We start from the raw sequence: 18,952 nt of genomic DNA on the forward strand, positions 1-18,952 counted from the left end.
TCCCCCCCCGCGGGTGGGGGGGGGGGGGGGGGTTGGGGGGGGGGGGGGGGGGCGCGGGGGGGGGGGGGGGGGGCGGGGGGCCCCCCCCCCCCCCCCCCACATCACCGGCCTGCCGGGCTCCACGGCGGGGGGACGTGCCCCGGCCTCCGTGGAGCGGTCCCGGCCGTGGTCACTTCTCCTCGAGGACCACGCTGATCACGCTGACGCAGCTGCCCGCGATGATCTCCTTGTCGACGGAGGTCTCCTGGAGGTCCAGCACGGAGTGCGCCTCGACCTCGGGGGTCTCGTTGTTGTCGTCGGCGGCGGGCTTGGTGTTCTCGGACATGGTGGTCTCCGTCCACTCGTCACTGCGCTGGTTCCGGGGCCGGCGGGAGTCCCGCGGTCCGGTCCGGCGGGCTGCTGCCTGCCGTTGCCGAGAAAGTTAGGAGGGCCGGCCTGGGAGACGCTTCGGCGGCGGTATGGCACCGGTATCGCGCCAGCCCGGGAGGGGTTCGCACCATGACGCGGCGGGGCCCGGGAGGCCACGGCACAGCGCCGGCCTGCGCCCATACCGCTCCTGAAGCGGTCGTGGACCGGCGCCGAACCGGTGCGGTGGAGCCTGGGTACGCGCCCGACGCGCCCCGGCCCTCTGAAGGAGGCGGCCCCGCATGGAACTCGGCGAACTCGTCGGCCGCCGGCCCTTCCCCGCCGCCGGCCTGCTGATCGGTCTCACCCGGCGCTGCCCCCTGCGCTGTGCCCACTGTTCGACGGGCTCGTCCCCGCTGGCACGGGAGGAGCCCGACCCCGGGCAGCTCGTCAGGTTCGTCGGTTCCTTCACCCGGGAGAACCGCCCCGACGTCGTCCTGCTCACCGGCGGCGAGCCGCTGCTGCTTCCGTCGCTCGTCGAGGCACTGAGCGCCCGGGCGCGCGCCGCGGGCTCCCGTACCGCGCTGCTCAGCGGCATGTTCTTCGCGCGTTCCCGGCGGATCCCGGCCGCGGTCCTGAGGGCGGTCGGGAAGGTGGACCACTTCTCCGCGAGTCTGGACGCCCCTCACGAGCGGGAGGTCTCCCGCACCGATGTCTTCCGGGCCGTGCACCGGATCCGGGAGGCCGGTGTGCCGGTGAGTTTCCACCTCACCGGCACGGGGGCGGACGACCCGTATCTCGCGGACGTCACCCGCGCCGTCGCCGAGGAGTTCGACGGCCAGGTGCCTTCGCTGGTCAACGAGGTGCGGCCGTTCGGCAGGGCGGCCGCCTGGGCGGCGGCCACCCGTACCGCCCCGGAGCCCGGTTCGGTGTCCCCGTGCGCCATGGCCGCCTGGCCGGTCGTCGCCTTCGACGGGACGGTGCTGGCCTGCTGCAACCAGGACACGGTGGACCTGCGGCCGGCACCGGACCATCTGAGGCTCGGTCACATCGGCTCCGACGACTGGGCCGCGGTGCGCCGGCGCGCCCTGGAGTCGCCGGTGCTGCGCATGATCCGCACGGTCGGGCCCGCGCACCTGGCGGCGCGCTCCGGTGTCCCCTCGGCCGGTCCGTCCTACTGCGACGGCTGCCGGTCCCTCGGTTCCGGCGGCCGGGCGGCCGCCGAGGCCGACGCGGTGGCGTCGGGGGCGGCGGGCGCCCTGCTCGACCTGGCGGCCGCCCGCCGCGGCGCGGCGGACGGACCGGTGGGCGTCGTACGGCGCCACGGCTGCGCCGCGTACGCGCCCCTGGTCGTCGCTGACGGAGCGGTCCTGCCGGCCGGCGGGGGCGGGTCCCGGTGAGCGCCGCCGGCCCCAGCTCCTCGGAGCGGCTGCGGGTGACGCTCGGCCTGCTGGACGGGGACCTGGTCTCCGCCATGGAGCACATGTGGCGCCCGGAGGAGCTGCTGCCGCGCTACCACCGCTATCTGTGCACGATGCACGCGGTCATCCGCGCCTCGGTCCCGCTGATGCTCCGGGCGCTGGAGCGGGCCAGGGCCCTGGAGCCCGGCGGCGACCCGCTGGCGGGGCCCCTGGCGGCGTACCTCCAGGAGCACGTCCGGGAGGAGGAGGGCCATGACGCCTGGCTGCTGGAGGACATCCGGGCGGCCGGCGGGCGGCCCGGCGAGGCGCTCGGCCCGATGCCCCCGCCGCTCGTGGCCCAGCTGGCCGGCCCCCAGTACTACTGGATCGAGCACCACCACCCGGTGGTCCTGCTCGGCTACATCGCCGTCCTCGAGGGGTACGCCCCCGCTCCCGGCCTGACCTCCCGGGTCGCGGCCGTGACCGGCCTCCCGGACGCCGCCCTGCGGACGGTGCGGGAGCACGCCGCGCTGGACACGGGCCACCTGGACGAGCTGTACGCGCTCCTCGACCGGCTGCCGCTGACCCGGCGCCAGGAGTCGGACGTGACGGTCGGCGCCCTGCACTCCCTCGACGCGCTCACCCGGGTATTCGTCCGGCTCGGGCGCTCCGTGACGGCGCCGCCGCCACGGGGAGCCGGATCCCTCTCACCGACGGGAGTCACCCCATGAACCGACCATCCGACGCCGGCGGAGCCCCGCACCCGCCGGATGAGGGCGAACAGCCGCTCCTGCCCGCCGCGTTGTACGAGGCGGGTCTGCCGGTGGACCTGCTCACCGAGGAGCAGCGCCTCGTGCTCAGTCAGCTCACCGAGGAGGAACTGGCGGTGCTGCTGGACATCAAGAGCCGTCTGGACGCGGTGGAACCGGAGGTCCAGGCGCACGGCGAGATCGCCGGCGGCGCCCTGTTCTGAGCCGTGCCGCCGGTGCGGGCCACCCGCCCGGCGGCCCGCACCGGCCCTCGCACACGCTTTCCCGCCTGCCCCGGAGAGTCCGGTGCCCCCGGAGAGAAGGGACCGTCATGAACTGCGCCATGTGCCGCCAGGACCTGCCGGAGGACGCCCGGTTCTGCTCGTCCTGCGGAACACCGTGCGCCGTCGCCGCCGCCCCCGCGGAGGACGAACGCAAGCCGGTGACGGTGCTGTTCTGCGATCTCGTCGGGTCGACGGCCCTCTCGGGCGCCCTGGACCCGGAGACCCTGCGCACCGTGACGCTGCGGTACTTCGAGGCGATGAGCGCGCAGATCGTGGCCCAGGGCGGCACCCCGGAGAAGTTCATCGGGGACGCCGTGATGGCGGTGTTCGGGGTTCCCGTGGTGCGGGACGACGACGCCCGGCGGGCACTGGCCGCGGCCCTCGGCATGCGCGAGGCGCTGGACCGCCTCAACGAGGAACTGGACGCCACCCTCGGCATCAGGCTGACCACCCGGGTGGGCGTCAACACGGGCCAGGTGGTGGCCGGTGGCGACGCGACGGCCCGTCAGGCCCTGGTGTCCGGCGAGACCGTCAACATCGCCGCGCGGCTGGAGCAGAACGCCGGCGCCGGTGAGATCCTCCTCGGCCCGGACACCCTGCTCGCGGCGGGCCCCACGGTGTCCGCCGAGCCGACCGGCCCGCTCCGCCTGAAGGGCAAGCGGGACAGTGTGGAGGCCTACCGGCTGCTGGGGCTGGGCGCCGACGACCCGGCGCTGCTGCGCCGCTTCGACGTCCCCTTCGTCGGGCGCGCCGCCGAGCGGCGGGTGCTGGACGCGGCGCTGGCGCGCACGGTCCGCGAGGGCCGCCCGGTGCTGCTGCGCGTGACGGGGGAACCCGGTGTCGGAAAGACCCGGCTGGTACGCGAATGGCTGGCGCCGCGCGCCTCCGCAGGCGCCATCGGCTACGGCGCCGGCCGGTGCCGCGGTTTCGGGGACCGGGGCACGCTCACCCCCCTCGCCGACGCGCTGCGGGGCCTTCCCGCGCTCTCCGCCACGCCCGGCCCCTCGGAGGGGGCCGTCCCGGCGGCCGGGGACCCCGACGACGCGACGGCCCTGCTGTCCGGGGGGCTGCTGCGCGACGGCACGCCGAACGCCCCCTTCGAGGACCTGTGCGCGGCGCTCGCGGCCGCCCTGGGGCAAGCTGCCCGCGACCGGCCCTTCGTGCTCGTCCTGGACGACGTGCACGAGGCCGCGTCCCTGCTGGTCCGGACGCTGGAACGCCTGGCGGAGGGGGACGGACCCGCCGGGGTGCTGATGGTCTGCGTGGGCCGCCCGGACGGGACGGCCGACGCCACCGGCTGTCTTCAGCTCACCGGGCTGCCTCCTGAGGAGAGCGTGCTGCTCGCCGGGCTGCTGACCCGGCTCGACGGCGGGGCCCGGCCGGTGGACGACCGTCTCCTCGCCCGGGCCGGGGGCAATCCGCTCTACCTGGAGCAGCTTCTCGTGGACGGCCGGGGTGCGGAGGACGGCGGGGAGGGTCAGGGGCTGCCGCCCACTCTCCAGGCGCTGCTCGGCGCGCGTATCGGCGGGCTGGTCCGCGCCGAACGCACCGTCGTCGATCTCGCCGCCGTGCTCGGCCGTGAGTTCACCGCGGCCGAACTGCTGCTGCTGGAGGACCGGGCCCGGCCGGCCGAGCGGCCGGACGCCTCGGCGGTCTCCCTCCCCTCCCCCGGCCGGGACGACCGTCTCAGGCGTCTGGAGGAGGTCCTGGCGGCGCTGGAGCGGCGCCGTCTGGTGGAGCCGGCGCCCTCGGCGGGCCCGGACGGCGCGGCGTACCGGTTCAGCAGCGGGCTGGTGCACGAGGTGACGTACGCGTCGCTGTCCAAGCGGGCCAAGGCGGACCGGCACACCTGGGCGGCGGAACTGCCCGGGGTGCTGCGCGCGGGGGACGGTGCGGTCGGCGGCCACCTCGAACGCGCCGTCCTCTACCGCACGGAGCTCGGGCTGGCCGACGAACGGACCGGCCGGCTGCGGGCTCGCGCGGCCGGTGCCCTCGGCCGTGCGGGCGCCCAGGCCGCCGCCCGGTCCGACCTGGCCTGGGCGGACGACCTGCTGGAGCGGGCGGTCCGGCTGGACCGGGACGACGCGGCAGCGGTACGCCGCCTGGGCGAGGTCCGGGTGGCACTCGGGCGGACCGGGAGCGGGGCCGAACTCCTGCGCCGGGTACGCGACCTGGGGCACGCGACGGTGGAGACGGCGCACGCCTCGCTGGCGCTGGCCGTGCTGGATCCCGCGGGGCCGGGGCCCGGGGTGACCGCCACGGCGCGGGCGGTCCTTCCCGTCTTCGAAGCGGCCGGGGACGCGCTCGGCCTGGCCAGGTCCCATCTGCGGCTCGCCCAGCACCTGCAGCAGGCGGGCCGGCACGAGGAGGCAGGGCGCGACCAGGCGCGCGCCCTGGAGCAGGCGGTACTGGCGGGTGCGGAGCCGGAGCGGGCCGCGGCCCTCGGCGCCATCGGCATCTCCCTGTGGCGGGGTCCGGTGCCGGCCGCCGAGGCGGTGGCGCGCTGCCGTGAACTGCTCTCCTCGCACGGGGAGGGCCGGCCGACCGTCAGACTGACCCTCAACTGCCCCCTGGCCGTGCTCCACGCACTCCTGGACCGCCCGCGCGAGGCGTACGCCTGCCTCGCCGATGCCCGGCAGCTGGCCGGGAAGCTGCGCTTCGCCGAGGCCGAGGTGTTCCTCCCGGTCTTCCACGCCGCGGTGGAATCACTCCTCGGCCACGGTCCGGAGGCACTCGCCCTGCTGGCACGGGCGGACGCGGCGGCCAGGAGCGCCGACGCGGGAGGCATGCGGACTGCAGTGGCCCTGGAGGCGGCCCGGATCGAACTGGACGCGGGCAGGCCCCGTCCGGCGGCGGACTGGATCGCGGACGTCGTCGGGGCACCGGAGCTGAGCCGCGCGGACACCGTCGACCTCGACGGGCTGCGGGCCCGGCTGGCGGCAGCCGGCGGGCGTCCGGCGCAGGCCGTGGGCCTCGCGGACCGTGCCGTACGGGCGTCCCTGCTCACGGACTCGCCCCTGGTGCGGGCCATCGCCGAACTGGACCGGGCGCGGACCCTGCTGGCACTGGGGAGACGGATTCCCGCCCTGGCCTCGGCGCGCGCGGCGGGTGAGCACTTCCTGAGCAAGGGGCACCTGGCCGGGGCCCGGCGGGCGGCGGAGTGCGTGCCTGACGAGGCCATGGTCACCACGACGGAGAGGAGCTGACCGATGAGCGGCACCGGTGCGGGAGCGGGGCTCACCTGGAGCCTGCGCGGGCGGGGGCCCGGGGACCTCCCCGTGCCCGCCGACGAGGGCCCGCCGGGCGGCCTGCCCGCACGGCAGGCGACGGGGCGGGGGGTGCGGGTGTGTGTGGTGGACTCCGGTGTGGAGCGCGACCATCCGCTGGTCGGCGAGGTGAAGAGTTCCTGGGTGGTGGTCAAGGACCCGGAGAGCGGGGAGGTCACCGTCGAACCGACCGGGACCGGCGACACCTGCGGGCACGGGACGGCGTGCGCGGGGATCATCCGGCGTACCGCGCCGGACTGCGAGATCCACAGCGTCCGTGTCCTCGGCGAGCGCTTCTCGGGCACCGGTGAGGTGCTGATGGCCGGGCTGCGGTGGGCGGTGGAGCAGCGCTTCGACGTGGTGAACCTGAGCCTGTCGACGACCCGTACCCGGTTCGCCCAGGAGCTGCACGGACTCGCCGACCGGGCCTACTTCGGGCGCACGGTGATCGTCGCATCGGCGCACAACACGCCGGTGGAGAGCTTTCCCTGGCGCTTCGCCTCGGTGATCTCCGTGGGCAGCCACCAGGAGGACGACGAGCTCCACCTCTACAACCCCGATCCCCCGGTGGAGTTCTTCGGGCCGGGGCAGAACGTGTCCGTGCCGTGGCTGGGCGGCAGATCGATCCGCACCACGGGAAACAGCTTCGCGACCCCGTACGTCGCCGGGCTCTGCGCCCGGGTCCTGTCCGGGCACCCCCGGATGACGGCTTTCCAGCTCAAGAACGCCCTCTATCTGTCCGCGGCCAACGTGCACGCGGTCCCGCGTCCTTCCACAGCGGCAGGAGACAGCCATGACGACTCCGAGAACTGACGCCATGATCCCCTCGTCCCCCTTGCCCCCTCCCGGCGACGACGCCCGGCGCGAGCTGCTCCAGTCCGTGGTCGACGTGGCCCGCGCGATCTTCGGCGCGGCGGCCAGTTCCGTCTTCCTGCTGGACGAGGAGGCCGACGAGCTGGTCTTCCAGGCGGTCTCGGGGGAGGGCGAGGAGTTCCTGGTGGGGCGGCGGTTCCCCGCCGGGCGTGGCATCGCCGGGTGGGTGGCGACCTCGGGCGAGCCGATGGTGGTGGACGATCTGAGCCAGGACCCGTCCTTCGACCGCTCGCTGGCAGAGTCCACCCGGTACGTCCCCGACGCGCTGATGGCCGCCCCGCTGATCAGTGACGCGCGCGTCCTCGGGGTGCTGGAGGTGCTCGATCCCTCGCCCCAGGCCCGGTCGGGCATCCGTGAACTGGATCTCCTGGCGATGTTCGCCCGGCAGGCGGCGGCTGCCCTGCGGGTGGCCGGCGCGCACGCCCCGGGCACCGGCGCGCGGACGCTGGACGGGGAACGGCGTGAGGACGCCCTGCAGTTGCTCGGCAGCCTCGAACGCCTGCTGCGGGGCGCCGGCTGAGGGGGGCCGTACGCTGTGCGTCGCACGGGAGTGGCCGGCGGCCGGTCGGGCAGGAGCCGAGGAGTGCCGGGCCGTGCCCGTGCCGAATCCAGTGGAAGGACACACCGTGAAGCTCGCTTTCTCGACCCTCGGAGTGCCGGGGCTGCCCGTCTCCGAGGTGATCCGGCTCGCCGTGGAGCACGGGTACCAGGGGGTGGAGCTCCGCGCCCACCCGGAGGAGCCGGTGCACCCGGGCCTGACGGCGCTCGAACGGACGGCTGTCGCCGAGGAGTTCAAGCGGGGCGGGGTGGAGATCCTGACCGTGGCCGGATATGTGAAGGTGGCGGCCCCGGGGGACGACGAGACGGTGGTCGAGGGGATCGCCCAGCTGGTGGAGCTGGCCCGCGACCTGGGCGCCTCGAATGTCCGGGTGTTCCCCGGCGGCGGCCAGGATCCGGCCGAGGCCGACGCGGCCGCCGCCCGCCGGCTGGGCGCGGCCGCGCCGCACGCCGCCGACCTGGGGGTGCGCGTCCTGCTGGAGACCCATGACTCGCACCGCGCGGGGGCGGACGTCGCCCGGGTCGTGGGCACCGTGGGCCACGGCCGGATCGGGGCGCTCTGGGACGTGATGCACACCTGGCTGGCGGGCGAGGAACCGGCGGCCAGCCACGCGGTGCTGGCCCCGCATCTGGGATACGTGCAGGTGAAGGACATCGCGTCCGCGGAGGACACGACACCGCTGGCCCTGGGGGCCGGTGTGCTCCCGCTGAAGGCGTGCCTGGACGTGCTGGACCAGGACAGCTGGGTCTGCTGGGAGTACGAGAAGCGCTGGTACCCCGAGGCGGCGCGGCTGCCGGAGCTGCTGGCCGCCGGCCGGGAGCACATCCTGCGGCTCGGTGCTCCGAAGCAGTAGGCGCCCGGTCAGACGCCGGCCTTCTCCGGTGCCGGCACCGGAGGGGCGACGGCCGGCCGGCGGTTGCCGCCCAGCGAGGTCAGGGCGACCCCACCGACCAGTAGGGCCGCCGCGCACCAGCGCAGAGGGCTGATGGACTCGCCGAGGAGGAGCGCGGCCGAGGACATCCCGAAGACGGGCACGAGCAGGGTGAAGGGGGCGACGGACGAGGCCGGGTGGTGGCGGAGCAGGAAGCCCCAGGCTCCGAAGCCGAAGACGGTGGAGATCCACGCGACGTAGACGATGGTTCCGGCGCCGGTCCAGTCGAGCGCTCCCAGTGCCGCGGTGTCGCGGTCCCATCCCTCGAACAGGAGGGAGAGGCCGAGCAGCGGCAGCACGGGGACCGTCGAGACCCACACCATGAAGTTGAGGGAGTCCGGCGGAGCCGCCTTGCGCGTGATCACGTTGGACACGCCCCAGCATGCCGCGGCAAGGACCACCAGGGCGAACGCGAGCACGGGTCCGCCCGCCCCTTCGTCGACCGCGGCGACACCGATACCGGTGAGCGCCACCCCCATCCCGATGACGCGCGTCCTGCCCGGCCGCTCCGAGAGGGCCAGGGCGGCGAAGAGGGCGGTGAAGACGGCCTGCACCTGGAGGACGAGGGAGGAGAGCCCGGCTGGCATCCCCTGGTCCATGCCGATGAAGAGCAGCCCGAACTTGGCCACCCCCAGGACCAGACCCACCCCGATGATCCACTTCCAGGCCACGGTGGGCCTGCCGACGAGGAACACGGCGGGCAGCGCGGCGACGAGGAACCGCAGGGCGGAGAAAAGCAGGGGCGGGAAGTGGGCGAGGCCCAGCTCGATCACGACGAAGTTCACACCCCAGACGGCGGCGACCAGCGCGGCCAGGGCGATGTGGAGGGGACGCATGCGACGAGCATCCGGCGCCGGGACCATGTAGCACCAGCGCCGATTTCTTCATGGTTGGATTAAGCATCGCTCACGCTTCCGCTCCCAGGGGGTTCCGGTGCTCGATCTGTCCCGGCTGCGCGCCCTGCACGCCGTCTCCGTCCACGGCTCCGTCGCGGGAGCGGCCGCCGCGCTCGGCTACACCGCCTCCGCGGTCTCGCAGCAGATCACCAAGCTGGAGCGGGAGACCCGTACGACCCTCTTGGAGCGGCGCGGGCGCGGGGTGGCGCTGACCGAGGAGGCGATCCATCTCGCCTCCACCGCACAGCAGGTCCTGGCGATCGTGGAACAGGCCGAGACGCACCTCGAGGAGCGCCGGGGGCAGCCGACGGGGCGGCTGTCCATCGCCGCGTTCGCCACCGCGGCACGCGGGCTGCTGCCCGGGGTGCTGGCCGAGCTGGGCCGGGAGTACCCGGCACTGGAGACCCGCCTGAACGAGGTCGATCCGCATCTCTCGGTCGACCTGGTCGCCAAGGGGGTGATCGACCTCGCCGTCGCCCACGACTGGGACATCAGTCCGCTGCCCGCGCCCGAGGGCGTCGCACAGGCCGTGCTGGGCGACGACCGCTGCGACCTGCTGGTGCCCGAGGGGCATCCGCTCGCCGGGCGGGAGGCGGTACGCCGGGAGGAGCTGGGCCGGGAACGCTGGGTGTGCCAGCCGCCCGGCACGGTCTGCCACGACTGGCTCGTACGGACGATGCGGGCGGCGGGGTGCGAGCCCGACATCCGGCACCGGGCGGAGGAGAACCACACCCAGCTGGCGCTGGTCGCCGCCGGGCTCGGGGTGGCGATGATCCCCCGGCTGGGACGCGGACCGCTGCCGCCGGGCGTGGTCGCCGTCCGGCTGGATCCCGTGCCGGTGAGGCGGCTGTACGCGCTGTGGCGCACGGAGGCGGCGCGGCGGCCCGCGATCATCGCGGCGGTGTCGGCGCTGCGCGGCCACGCCCCGGCGGCCGGTCTCGACTGACGGCCCGCCTCGCGCCCCGGCGGCCGGTCTCGACTGACGGCCCCGCCCCGCGCCCCGGCGGCCGGTGGCAGCCGGAGGAACCGCCCCGGGCCCGCGCGGTGCCGCCCCACGCCCTGCACCGGAGGACCGCGCGGACGCTCCGGCGCGCCGTGCAGGCAGGCTTCACCCGGCTCCCGCGTGTCCCGGCCTTTCGTCGACCGCCCCCTTGACTGGTAGTTACTTTCCATATATCCGTACCTTCTTGGAAGTTTCTTTCAGCACCGGAAGGGGCTCACGTGCACCACCGCACCTCCAGACGCACCCTCCTCACCGCGACGGCCGCCACCGTCGCGGCCGCGGCGACCGGCACCGCCGCTCTGCCCGGCGTCGCCCTGGCCGCCGGGCCGCGCGCCTCCACGGACAGCCGTCTCAAGCGGCTCATCTCCCGGATGAGCCTGGAGGAGAAGGTCGGCCAGCTCTTCGTGATGCGGGTGTACGGGCACACCGCGACCGAGCCCGACCAGGCGGACGTGGACGCCAACCTCGCCGAGATCGGGGTCCGTGACGCCGCCGAGCTGATCGCCAAATACCACGTCGGCGGCATCATCTACTTCGCCTGGGCGCACAACACCCGCGACCCGCACCAGATCGCCGACCTGTCCAACGGCATCCAGCGGGCCGGGCTGGCCGGCCCCACCCCGGTGCCGCTGCTGGTCTCCACGGACCAGGAGCACGGCATCGTCTGCCGGGTCGGCGAACCCGCGACGCTGCTGCCGGGAGCGATGGCGCTCGGCGCGGGCGGCTCACGCTCCGACGCGCGCGAGGCGGGGCGGATCGCCGGGGCCGAGCTGGCGGCCATGGGCATCAACCAGAACTACGCCCCGGACGCCGACGTCAACGTCAACCCGGCCAATCCGGTCATCGGCGTACGCTCCTTCGGCTCCGACCCGGATTCGGTCGCCTCTCTGGTCGCCGCGCAGGTGAAGGGGTATCAGAGCGCGGGCGTGGCCTCGACGGCCAAGCACTTCCCCGGTCACGGCGACACCAGCACCGACAGCCACACCGGTCTGCCCGTCATCACCCACACCCGGGAGCAGTGGGAGGAGCTGGACGCCCCGCCGTTCCGGGCGGCCGTCGCCGCGGGTATCGACTCGATCATGACGGCGCACATCGTGGTGCCCGCCCTGGACCCGTCGGAGGACCCGGCCACCCTCTCGCACCCGATCCTCACGGGGATCCTGCGCGAGGAGCTCGGTTACGACGGGGTGGTGGTCACCGACGCCCTCGGGATGGAGGGGGTGCGCACCAAGTACGGCGACGAACGGGTCCCCGTTCTCGCCCTGCTGGCCGGCGTGGACCAGCTCCTCAACCCGCCGGACCTCGACGTCGCCTGGAACGCCGTGCTGAACGCGGTACGGGACGGCGAGATCAGCGAGGCCCGCATCGAGGAATCGATCCTGCGCATCCTGCGGCTGAAGACGAAACTGGGCCTGTTCGACGACCCGTTCGTCACCCACCGGGACGTCGACCGAACCGTGGGCGTCCGGTCGCACCTGGCCGCCGCGGACAGGATCGCCGAGCGCACCACGACCCTGCTGGCCAACAAGGGTTCGCTGCTGCCGCTCTCCCGCAGGTCGCACCGGAACATCCTGGTGGTGGGCGCCGATCCGGCGTCCCCGTCCGGGACGACCGGCCCGCCGACGACGACGCTCGCCGGGGCGTTCGAGGAGCTGGGGTTCGTGGCCACCGCGCTCCCCACCGGCACCGCGCCGTCCGCGTCGAAGATCGCGGAGGCGGTGGCGGCCGCCCAGGGCAAGGATGCCGTGGTCGTGGGCACGTACAACGTCTCGGCGACGAGTTCCCAGCGCACCCTGGTCGGCGAGCTCGTGGCGACCGGGGTCCCGGTGATCACCCTGGCGATCCGCAATCCGTACGACATCGCCCAGCTGGCCGGTTCGGGCACCGCCGCGAGCCTCGCGGCGTACTCCTGGACCGACGTCGAACTGCGCGCGGCCGTACGGGTCATCGCCGGGCGGGCCCGCCCCGAGGGGCGGCTTCCGGTGCCGGTGCAGCGCGCAGACGCCCCCGCCCAGTCGCTGTACCCGGTCGGCTACGGGCTGTCGTACCGCCGCACCTGAGGCGGAAACGGCTGTGCCCCGCCCGGTGGAGATCCCACCGGGCGGGGCACAGCCGCTCAGGGCCGCGGTCGCTCAGGGCCGCAGGGTGCCCCGGTCCCTCCGGAGTTCGGCGTCCCGGACGTCCAGGCGGGCGTCGTACGCCGCGAGCGGCTTCGCCTTCGCCGGGTCGGCCTGGACGGCCGCCGGTGCGACACCTGCCCAGCGCAGGATCGCGGCGGTCGCCTTCGCCTTCTCGTCGGCGACCAGACCGGCCACCTTGGACCCGTGGTTGCCGCCGGGCACGGTGTACACGTAGCTGTCCCGGGCGCCCCGTCCGAGCCGGAAGCGCTCGGCGCCCCAGGGGTCGTTCTCTCCGTAGACGTACATCATGTGGTCGGCGTGGTTCCTCACCCAGCTGTCCACGTCCCGCATCGCCGACGGGTCGAACTTCATCGGGATGGAGCGCGGCACGAAGGTGCGCGGGGGCTGGTAGCCGTAGCGGCTGAGGCCGCCGAGCCAGGGCTGCTCGATGTCGGGCGAGCCGAGCTGGGTGCCCGCCTGGTAGTAGTACGGGGTGTAGTTGGACAGCCCCTGGTCGGCGTAGGCCGAGAAGCCCGAGATCCCGTCGATGGAGTCCCAGATCTCCTGGTCGGTGGCGTTCGGGGCGTCGGCGGGGATGGACTCGCAGTCGGCGAGCAGGCTGTACTGCCAGAACGCCCAGACGTAGTCCATCACGACGGCCTCGTACGCCTTGTCGAGGGTGCCGACGGTGTCGAAGGTCAGCCCGTTCTCCGCCGCGTACTCCGCGTACTTCTTCTCCAGCGGCTCACGCCGCACGAGGGCCTCGCGCTGGACACCGCCCAGCCGGTCGCGGCACTCCTTCGTCCCGACCCTGGAGAGGAAGCGGTCGTAGGCGGAATCCTCCTTGTCGACCACGTCGTTGGGGGCGACGTAGGCGACGACGCCGTCCATGTCCTTCGGGTAGAAGCGCTCGAAGTAGGTGGCGGTCATGCCGCCCTTGGAACCGCCGGTGGTCAGCCAGTTCTCGGAGTAGATCCGCTTCAGCGCGGTGAACACCCGGTGCTGGTCGCTGGCCGCCTGCCAGATGTCGAGCTTGGACCAGTCGGCGGGGGCGGGGCGCGACGGGGTGAAGTACCGGTACTCCAGGGAGACCTGGTTGCCGTCGATGATCTGTGTCGGTTCGCTGCGGCTGGGGTTCACCGAGACGTTGTAGCCGCTGGTGAAGAAGACGGTCGGCCGGCTGGTGTCCTTGTGCAGCAGGGTGATCCGCTGCTGGAAGGTGCCCTTGGACGGGTGCCTGTGGTCGACCGGCTGGGTGTAGTTCAGGACGAAGAAGCGGTACCCCGGGTAAGGCTTCTCCTCGATCAGACTCATGCCCGGGATGGCCAGGATGCGGTCCTTGATGTCCTTGCTGCTGCTCTCGATGCCGCTGGTGACGCCGCCCTGCTTCGCGGCCGGTTCCGCGGCGGTGGCCGCTCCGGCCGAGGCCCCGGTCGCACTCACCGTGCCTATGAGCACCGCGAGCGACAGAATGCCTCTGAGCGCCTTGCGCATGCACCCTCCCCTTGATTCACGACAGTGGCCGTGAACCTAGCGGGCGCCACACCCGTCTCGCCAGACCCACTCACGCGTCAGCACAGGATCCACCCGGTCGCGCCCGAGGCGCCCCCGACGGAACCGGAGACGCGGACGCAGCGGTTCAGCGCGTGCACCGTGACCGGACCGGCCAGCGTGGTGAACCGCCCGCTGTCGGTGACCCACCGGCCGCCGCGAGGCTGCAACGACACCTTCATCGCACGCCTGACCCCCGGCTTCTTCGCGACGGCGACGGCGCACGCGTAGGAGCGCGACTTGTGGACGCGCAGCGAACCGGTGGAGAAGGTCACCGTCTTGACCAGCCGTCCGGAGCAGGCGGACGCGGCCTGGGCCCCGCCGCTCCCGGCCGGGCCCAGCACCAGGCCGAGCGCCCCCAGCAGCGGCAGGGCCAGCAGCGTCGCCGCCCCGCGGAGCCCGGCCGTTCGCCGCTCCGATGACCTCAGCGGTCCCGTCACTCCGTCCACCCCATCCGTCTCTCCGTACACCCGTGCGCCCCTTCGACATGGGTGCGCACGGGTGTACGACGCGGGGGAAGGGGTTCCGGGTTCCGCTCCGGCGTCACGGGCAGGACGTCACACCCCGGCCGGGGCGTCCTCCCCTATGCCCTCTCCTATGAAGGTGCGCCACAGCCGGGCGTAGAGGCCGCCCCTGGCGAGCAGTTCGTCGTGGGTGCCGTCCTCGGCGACCCTGCCCCGGTCCATGACCACGACCCGGTCCGCGCGGGCGGCGGTGGTCAGCCGGTGCGCGACGACCAGCGTGGTGCGCCGCCCCGCGAGCCGGTCGGTCGCCTGGTTGACCTGGGCCTCGCTGGCCAGGTCCAGGGAGGCGGTCGCCTCGTCCAGGAGCAGGATGTCCGGGTCGACGAGCTCGGCGCGGGCGAGCGCGATCAGCTGGCGCTGCCCGGCCGAGAGGTTGCGGCCGCGCTCGGCGACCTCGTGGAGGTAGCCGCCCTCCAGGGTGGCGATCATGTCGTGCGCGCCCACCGCCCTGGCCGCTGCCTCCACCTGGGCGTCCGAGGCGTCGGGCAGCCCGTAGGCGATGGCGTCGCGGACCGTGCCCTCGAAGAGGTAGGACTCCTGCGGGACGACTCCGAGCCGGTGCCGGTACGCCGTCCTGTCGAGCCGGCGCAGGTCGGTGCCGTCGGCGGTGACCCGCCCGCTCGTCGGGTCGTAGAACCGGGCGACGAGCTTGACCAGGGTGGACTTGCCCGCCCCGGTCTCGCCGACGAAGGCGACGGTCTGGCCGGCCGGGATCCGCAGATCGACACCGGTGAGGGCCTCCTCGTCCTCGGCGTAGGCGAAGGACACGTCCTCGAAGGCGATCTCCCCGCGCAGCGACGGCACGTCCTGGGGTTCGTCGTGGTCGGCGGTGGAGGTCGGCTCGCGCAGGAGTTCCTGGATCCGGCCGAGGGAGACGCTGGCCTGCTGGTAGCCGTCGAAGACCTGGGAGAGCTGCTGGACGGGCGCGAAGAACAGGTCGATGTAGAGCAGGTAGGCGACGAGCGCGCCGGTGGTGAGCGTGCCGTCGTCGACCCGTCCGGCGCCCACGATCAGCACGGCGGCGGCCGCCACAGAGGCGAGCAGCTGGACGAAGGGGAAGTACACCGAGATCAGCCACTGCCCGCGCACCCTGGCCTGGCGGTACTCGTCGCTGCGCGCCGCGAACCGCTCGGCGCCGTCGCGCTCGCGGCGGAAGGCCTGCACGATCCGGAGCCCGGCGACGGACTCCTGGAGGTCGGCGTTGACGACGCTGATGCGCGTCCGCGCGAGCTCGTACGCCTTGACGCTCTTGCGGCGGAAGAAGAAGGTGCCGACGATCAGCACCGGCAGCGTCGCGAAGACGACCAGGGCCAGCTGGACGTCGAGGACGAGCAGCACGACCGTGATGCCGAAGAAGGTGACCAGCGAGACGAAGGCGGTGACCAGGCCCGTCTGCAGGAACGTGGACAGTGCGTCGACGTCCGTGGTCATACGGGTCATGATCCGGCCGGTGAGCTCGCGCTCGTAGTAGTCGAGCCCGAGCCGCTGGAGCTGAGCGAAGATCTTGAGGCGCAGGGAGTACAGCACCCGTTCACCGGTGCGGCCCGTCATCCGGGTCTCGCCGATCTGGGCCGCCCACTGGACGAGGACGGCGAGCAGGCCGAGAGCGGCGGCCGCCCAGACCGCGCCGAGCGCCATCTTGGTGACGCCGTCGTCGATGCCGTGCCGGATCAGCACGGGCAGGAGGAGGCCCATGCCCGCGTCGGTGGCCACCAGACCCAGGCTGACGAGCAGCGGCAGCCCGAAGCCGTGCAGCAGCCTGCGCAGGCCGTAGGACTTCTCCGGGCGGACCGCGCTCGCCTCGTCGACGGCGGGTACGTCGGTGGCGGGCGGCAGGGCGTCGACCTGTGCCAGGAGCTCGGGGGTCGCGGGCATGCCGGCCGCCGCCGTGTCGCGCTGCTCCTCCTTGCGGATCCACAGCCCCGGGGTGACCCCGCGCTCGGCGTCGAACTCGGCGTCGAGCTCCTCCAGGAGCGCCCGGTCGTCCTCCGGTTCCGCCGCGACCGTCTTCGGCCGGTGTCCCGGGGAGGTGCCGCCCAGCTCGTCCGGGTCGGTGAGCAGCCTGCGGTAGAGGGCGGAGCGGCGCTCCAGCTCCTCGTGGGTGCCGATGTCGGCGAGCCTGCCCCGGTCGAGCACGGCGATGCGGTCGGCGAGGCCGAGCGTGGACCGCCGGTGCGCTATCAGCAGGGTCGTGCGGCCCTCCATGACCTGGGCGAGCACCTCGTGGATCTCGTGCTCGACGCGGGCGTCGACGGCGGAGGTGGCGTCGTCCAGGAGGAGCAGCCGGGGGTCGGTGAGGATGGCGCGGGCGAGGGCGACGCGCTGGCGCTGGCCGCCGGAGAGGGTGAGCCCGTGCTCCCCGACCTTGGTGTCGTACCCGTCGGGCAGGTCGGTGATGAAGCCGTGGGCCTGGGCGGCCCTGGCGGCCTTCTCGATCTGCTCCTGGGTGGCACCGGGGTGGCCGTAGGCGATGTTGGCGCCGACGGAGTCGGAGAAGAGGAAGCTGTCCTCCGGTACGAGCCCGATGGCGGCCCGCAGCGAGTCCTGGGTGAGCTCCCGGACGTCGTGGCCGCCGACGAGCACGGCGCCGTGCGACACGTCGTAGAAGCGGGGCAGCAGGAGCGAGACGGTGGACTTGCCGCTGCCGGAGGCGCCGACGAGGGCGACCGTCTCGCCGGGCTCGATGGTGAGGGAGAAGCCGTCCAGGACGAGGCGTTCACCGGCCCCGTCTTCGGTGTCGTCCCCGCTGCCGTAGCCGAAGCGGACGTCGTCGAACTCGACGCTCGCGGGGGCGTCGGACGGGAGCACCTTGGTGCCGTCGGTCATGGACGGCTCGGTGTCGATGAGCTCCAGTACGCGCTCCACCCCGGCCCTGGCCTGCTGGCCCACGGTGAGGACCATGGCGAGCATCCGGACCGGGCCGACGAGCTGGGCGAGGTAGGTGGAGAAGGCGACGAAAGTGCCGAGGGTGATCTCACCCCGGGTGGCGAGCCAGCCGCCGAGGGCGAGCATCGCGACCTGGCCGAGCGAGGGCACGGCCTGGAGCGCGGGCGTGTAGCGGGAGTTCAGCCGGATCGTGCGGAGCCGGCCGGCGAAGAGCCTGCGGCTGACCTCACGGAGCTTGCCGGTCTCCTGCTCCTCCTGGCCGAACCCCTTGACGACCCGGACGCCGGAGACGGCCCCGTCGACCACCGAGGCCACGGCAGCGGCCTGGCTCTGGGCGTACCAGGTGGCGGGGAAGAGGCGGGCCTTGGAGCGGCGGGCGATGAACCAGAGGGCGGGTGCGACGGCGAGGGCGATCATGGTCAGGGGCAGCGAGAGCCACGCCATGATCACCAGGGAGATCAGGAAGAGCAGGATGTTCCCGATGGTCATCGGGAGCATGAAGAGCAGGCCCTGGATCAGCTGGAGGTCGCTGGTGGCGCGGCCGACGACCTGCCCGGTGGAGAGCTCGTCCTGCCGCTTCCCGTCGAGCCGGGTGAGGGTGCCGTACATCTCGGTCCGCAGGTCGTGCTGGACGTCAAGGGCGAGCCGGCCGCCGTAGTAGCGGCGGACGAAGGTCGCGGCGTAGACGACGACGGCCGCGGCGATCAGGAGGCCGGTCCACACGCCGAGGGAGCGGGTGTGGTCGCCGACGACGTCGTCGATGATCACCTTGGTGATCAGCGGGACGACCGCCATGACACCCATGCCGGCCAGGGACGACCCGAGGGCCAGCACGACGTTGCGCCGGTAGCGCCACGCGTAGCCGGTCAGCCTCCGGCCCCATCCCTGTTGATCCTCGCCTGCCACCGTGCCTCCTGCGTCGCCCGCCTTGCCTACCGCATGTCCCCAACGCGGGCGGTAGCGGATTTCATCCGTCCGCAACAATTCTCGGCCGATGGGCCCGGTGGCTCGGCGGATGGTCCTAGGACCGGAGGGGTAGGAATGCCCGGGCTCCGCGGACGCGGGGCGGCAGGCGAACGGGGACGGACATGGCGAAGGACCAGGCGGCGGAGGCACACCTCGCGGGCCGGCTGTACGCCGTGCTGGCGGAGCTTGAGCGGCTCGCGGTGGGCGAACACCACTCGCTCGGCCGGCCCGACGTACTGCGGAAGCTCGCCGTGCAGCCGGTGAAGCACCTGACCGAGCACCTGCACGCGGCGGGGAAGTACCTGCTGGCGGCCAGGAACCGGGGGGCCGGTACTCGGGCGGCCGCACTGTTCCGGTCGATCCCCGACCTGCTCCCGGCCGGGCACGCGCTGCCCGGTGGGCAGCACGATCAGGCACTCGTGGAGAGCTTCCACGCGGGCGTGGCCGCCCAGCGGGAGGAGATCGCGAAGGCGGAGTGAGAGGAGCCGTGGGGGGGGGGGGGGGGGCGGGCCCCCGGGCCGGGGGGGCGGACGGGGGGGGGGGGGGGGAAAACAAACAAACCCCCCGGCCAACCCCCCCCAACACAAAAAAAAAAAAAA

At 73.7% G+C, this 18,952-nt stretch carries 15 protein-coding genes; 10 read left to right on the top strand and 5 right to left on the bottom strand.

Features of this window, described 5'->3' with window-relative positions:
* Positions 1–169 precede the first annotated feature (169 nt).
* Positions 170–325 (bottom strand): hypothetical protein, encoded by a 156-nt coding sequence (locus tag ACFXOA_RS31030; RefSeq protein WP_385035299.1) that lies wholly within the window; start codon positions 323–325, stop codon positions 170–172.
* Between the two features lie 322 nt (positions 326–647).
* On the opposite strand from ACFXOA_RS31030, the gene ACFXOA_RS31035 reads away from it, so the two are divergent.
* From ACFXOA_RS31035 to ACFXOA_RS31065, 7 genes are all read left to right on the top strand, one after another.
* Positions 648–1,745, top strand: a complete 1,098-nt coding sequence (locus ACFXOA_RS31035) for a radical SAM protein (RefSeq protein ID WP_385035301.1) — start codon at positions 648–650, stop codon at positions 1,743–1,745.
* Positions 1,742–2,476, top strand: a complete 735-nt coding sequence (locus ACFXOA_RS31040) for an iron-containing redox enzyme family protein (RefSeq protein WP_385035303.1) — start codon at positions 1,742–1,744, stop codon at positions 2,474–2,476. The genes ACFXOA_RS31035 and ACFXOA_RS31040 overlap by 4 nt, the downstream gene beginning before the upstream one ends.
* Entirely contained in the window at positions 2,473–2,718 is a 246-nt protein-coding gene (locus tag ACFXOA_RS31045; protein WP_385035305.1) for an aroma-sacti cluster domain-containing protein, read from the top strand. Before ACFXOA_RS31040 ends, ACFXOA_RS31045 begins: the two co-directional genes overlap by 4 nt.
* 107 nt (positions 2,719–2,825) lie before the next feature.
* On the top strand, positions 2,826–5,984 hold the full coding sequence (locus ACFXOA_RS31050; RefSeq protein WP_385035307.1) for an adenylate/guanylate cyclase domain-containing protein: 3,159 nt from the start codon (positions 2,826–2,828) through the stop codon (positions 5,982–5,984).
* Positions 5,985–5,987: 3 nt separating this feature from the next.
* A complete protein-coding gene (locus ACFXOA_RS31055) occupies positions 5,988–6,857 on the top strand; it encodes a S8 family serine peptidase (protein ID WP_385035309.1) in 870 nt (289 codons plus the stop codon).
* Positions 6,838–7,437, top strand: coding sequence for a GAF domain-containing protein (locus ACFXOA_RS31060; protein WP_385035311.1), 600 nt, complete (start codon positions 6,838–6,840; stop codon positions 7,435–7,437). The genes ACFXOA_RS31055 and ACFXOA_RS31060 overlap by 20 nt, the downstream gene beginning before the upstream one ends.
* A gap of 106 nt (positions 7,438–7,543) precedes the next feature.
* The gene (locus ACFXOA_RS31065; RefSeq protein ID WP_385035314.1) at positions 7,544–8,329 is read left to right on the top strand and encodes a sugar phosphate isomerase/epimerase family protein; all 786 of its coding nucleotides are present in this window, start codon (positions 7,544–7,546) and stop codon (positions 8,327–8,329) included.
* An 8-nt stretch (positions 8,330–8,337) separates the two neighbouring features.
* On the opposite strand, the gene ACFXOA_RS31070 is transcribed toward ACFXOA_RS31065, so the two are convergent.
* A complete protein-coding gene (locus ACFXOA_RS31070; protein ID WP_385035316.1) occupies positions 8,338–9,243 on the bottom strand; it encodes an EamA family transporter in 906 nt (301 codons plus the stop codon).
* A 97-nt stretch (positions 9,244–9,340) separates the two neighbouring features.
* On the opposite strand from ACFXOA_RS31070, the gene ACFXOA_RS31075 reads away from it, so the two are divergent.
* Positions 9,341–10,249, top strand: coding sequence for a LysR family transcriptional regulator (locus ACFXOA_RS31075; protein ID WP_385035318.1), 909 nt, complete (start codon positions 9,341–9,343; stop codon positions 10,247–10,249).
* A gap of 275 nt (positions 10,250–10,524) precedes the next feature.
* On the top strand, positions 10,525–12,366 hold the full coding sequence (locus ACFXOA_RS31080; protein ID WP_385035320.1) for a glycoside hydrolase family 3 protein: 1,842 nt from the start codon (positions 10,525–10,527) through the stop codon (positions 12,364–12,366).
* A 72-nt stretch (positions 12,367–12,438) separates the two neighbouring features.
* Here ACFXOA_RS31080 and ACFXOA_RS31085 read toward each other — a convergent pair whose 3' ends face one another.
* From ACFXOA_RS31085 to ACFXOA_RS31095, 3 genes are all read right to left on the bottom strand, one after another.
* Positions 12,439–13,920 (bottom strand): S28 family serine protease, encoded by a 1,482-nt coding sequence (locus tag ACFXOA_RS31085; RefSeq protein ID WP_385035322.1) that lies wholly within the window; start codon positions 13,918–13,920, stop codon positions 12,439–12,441.
* 77 nt (positions 13,921–13,997) lie between these two features.
* Positions 13,998–14,426, bottom strand: coding sequence for a hypothetical protein (locus ACFXOA_RS31090; RefSeq protein WP_385035324.1), 429 nt, complete (start codon positions 14,424–14,426; stop codon positions 13,998–14,000).
* A 108-nt stretch (positions 14,427–14,534) separates the two neighbouring features.
* Entirely contained in the window at positions 14,535–18,293 is a 3,759-nt protein-coding gene (locus ACFXOA_RS31095) for an ABC transporter ATP-binding protein (RefSeq protein ID WP_385035326.1), read from the bottom strand.
* A gap of 182 nt (positions 18,294–18,475) precedes the next feature.
* Here ACFXOA_RS31095 and ACFXOA_RS31100 point away from each other — a divergent pair, with 182 nt between their 5' ends.
* Positions 18,476–18,832 carry a hypothetical protein gene (locus tag ACFXOA_RS31100; protein WP_385035328.1) on the top strand — a complete coding sequence of 119 codons (357 nt, stop codon included), beginning with the start codon at positions 18,476–18,478 and terminating at the stop codon, positions 18,830–18,832.
* Positions 18,833–18,952 lie beyond the last annotated feature (120 nt).

The organism is Streptomyces sp. NPDC059166, assembly GCF_042755185.1.
Taxonomy (GTDB): Bacteria; Actinomycetota; Actinomycetes; order Streptomycetales; family Streptomycetaceae; genus Streptomyces.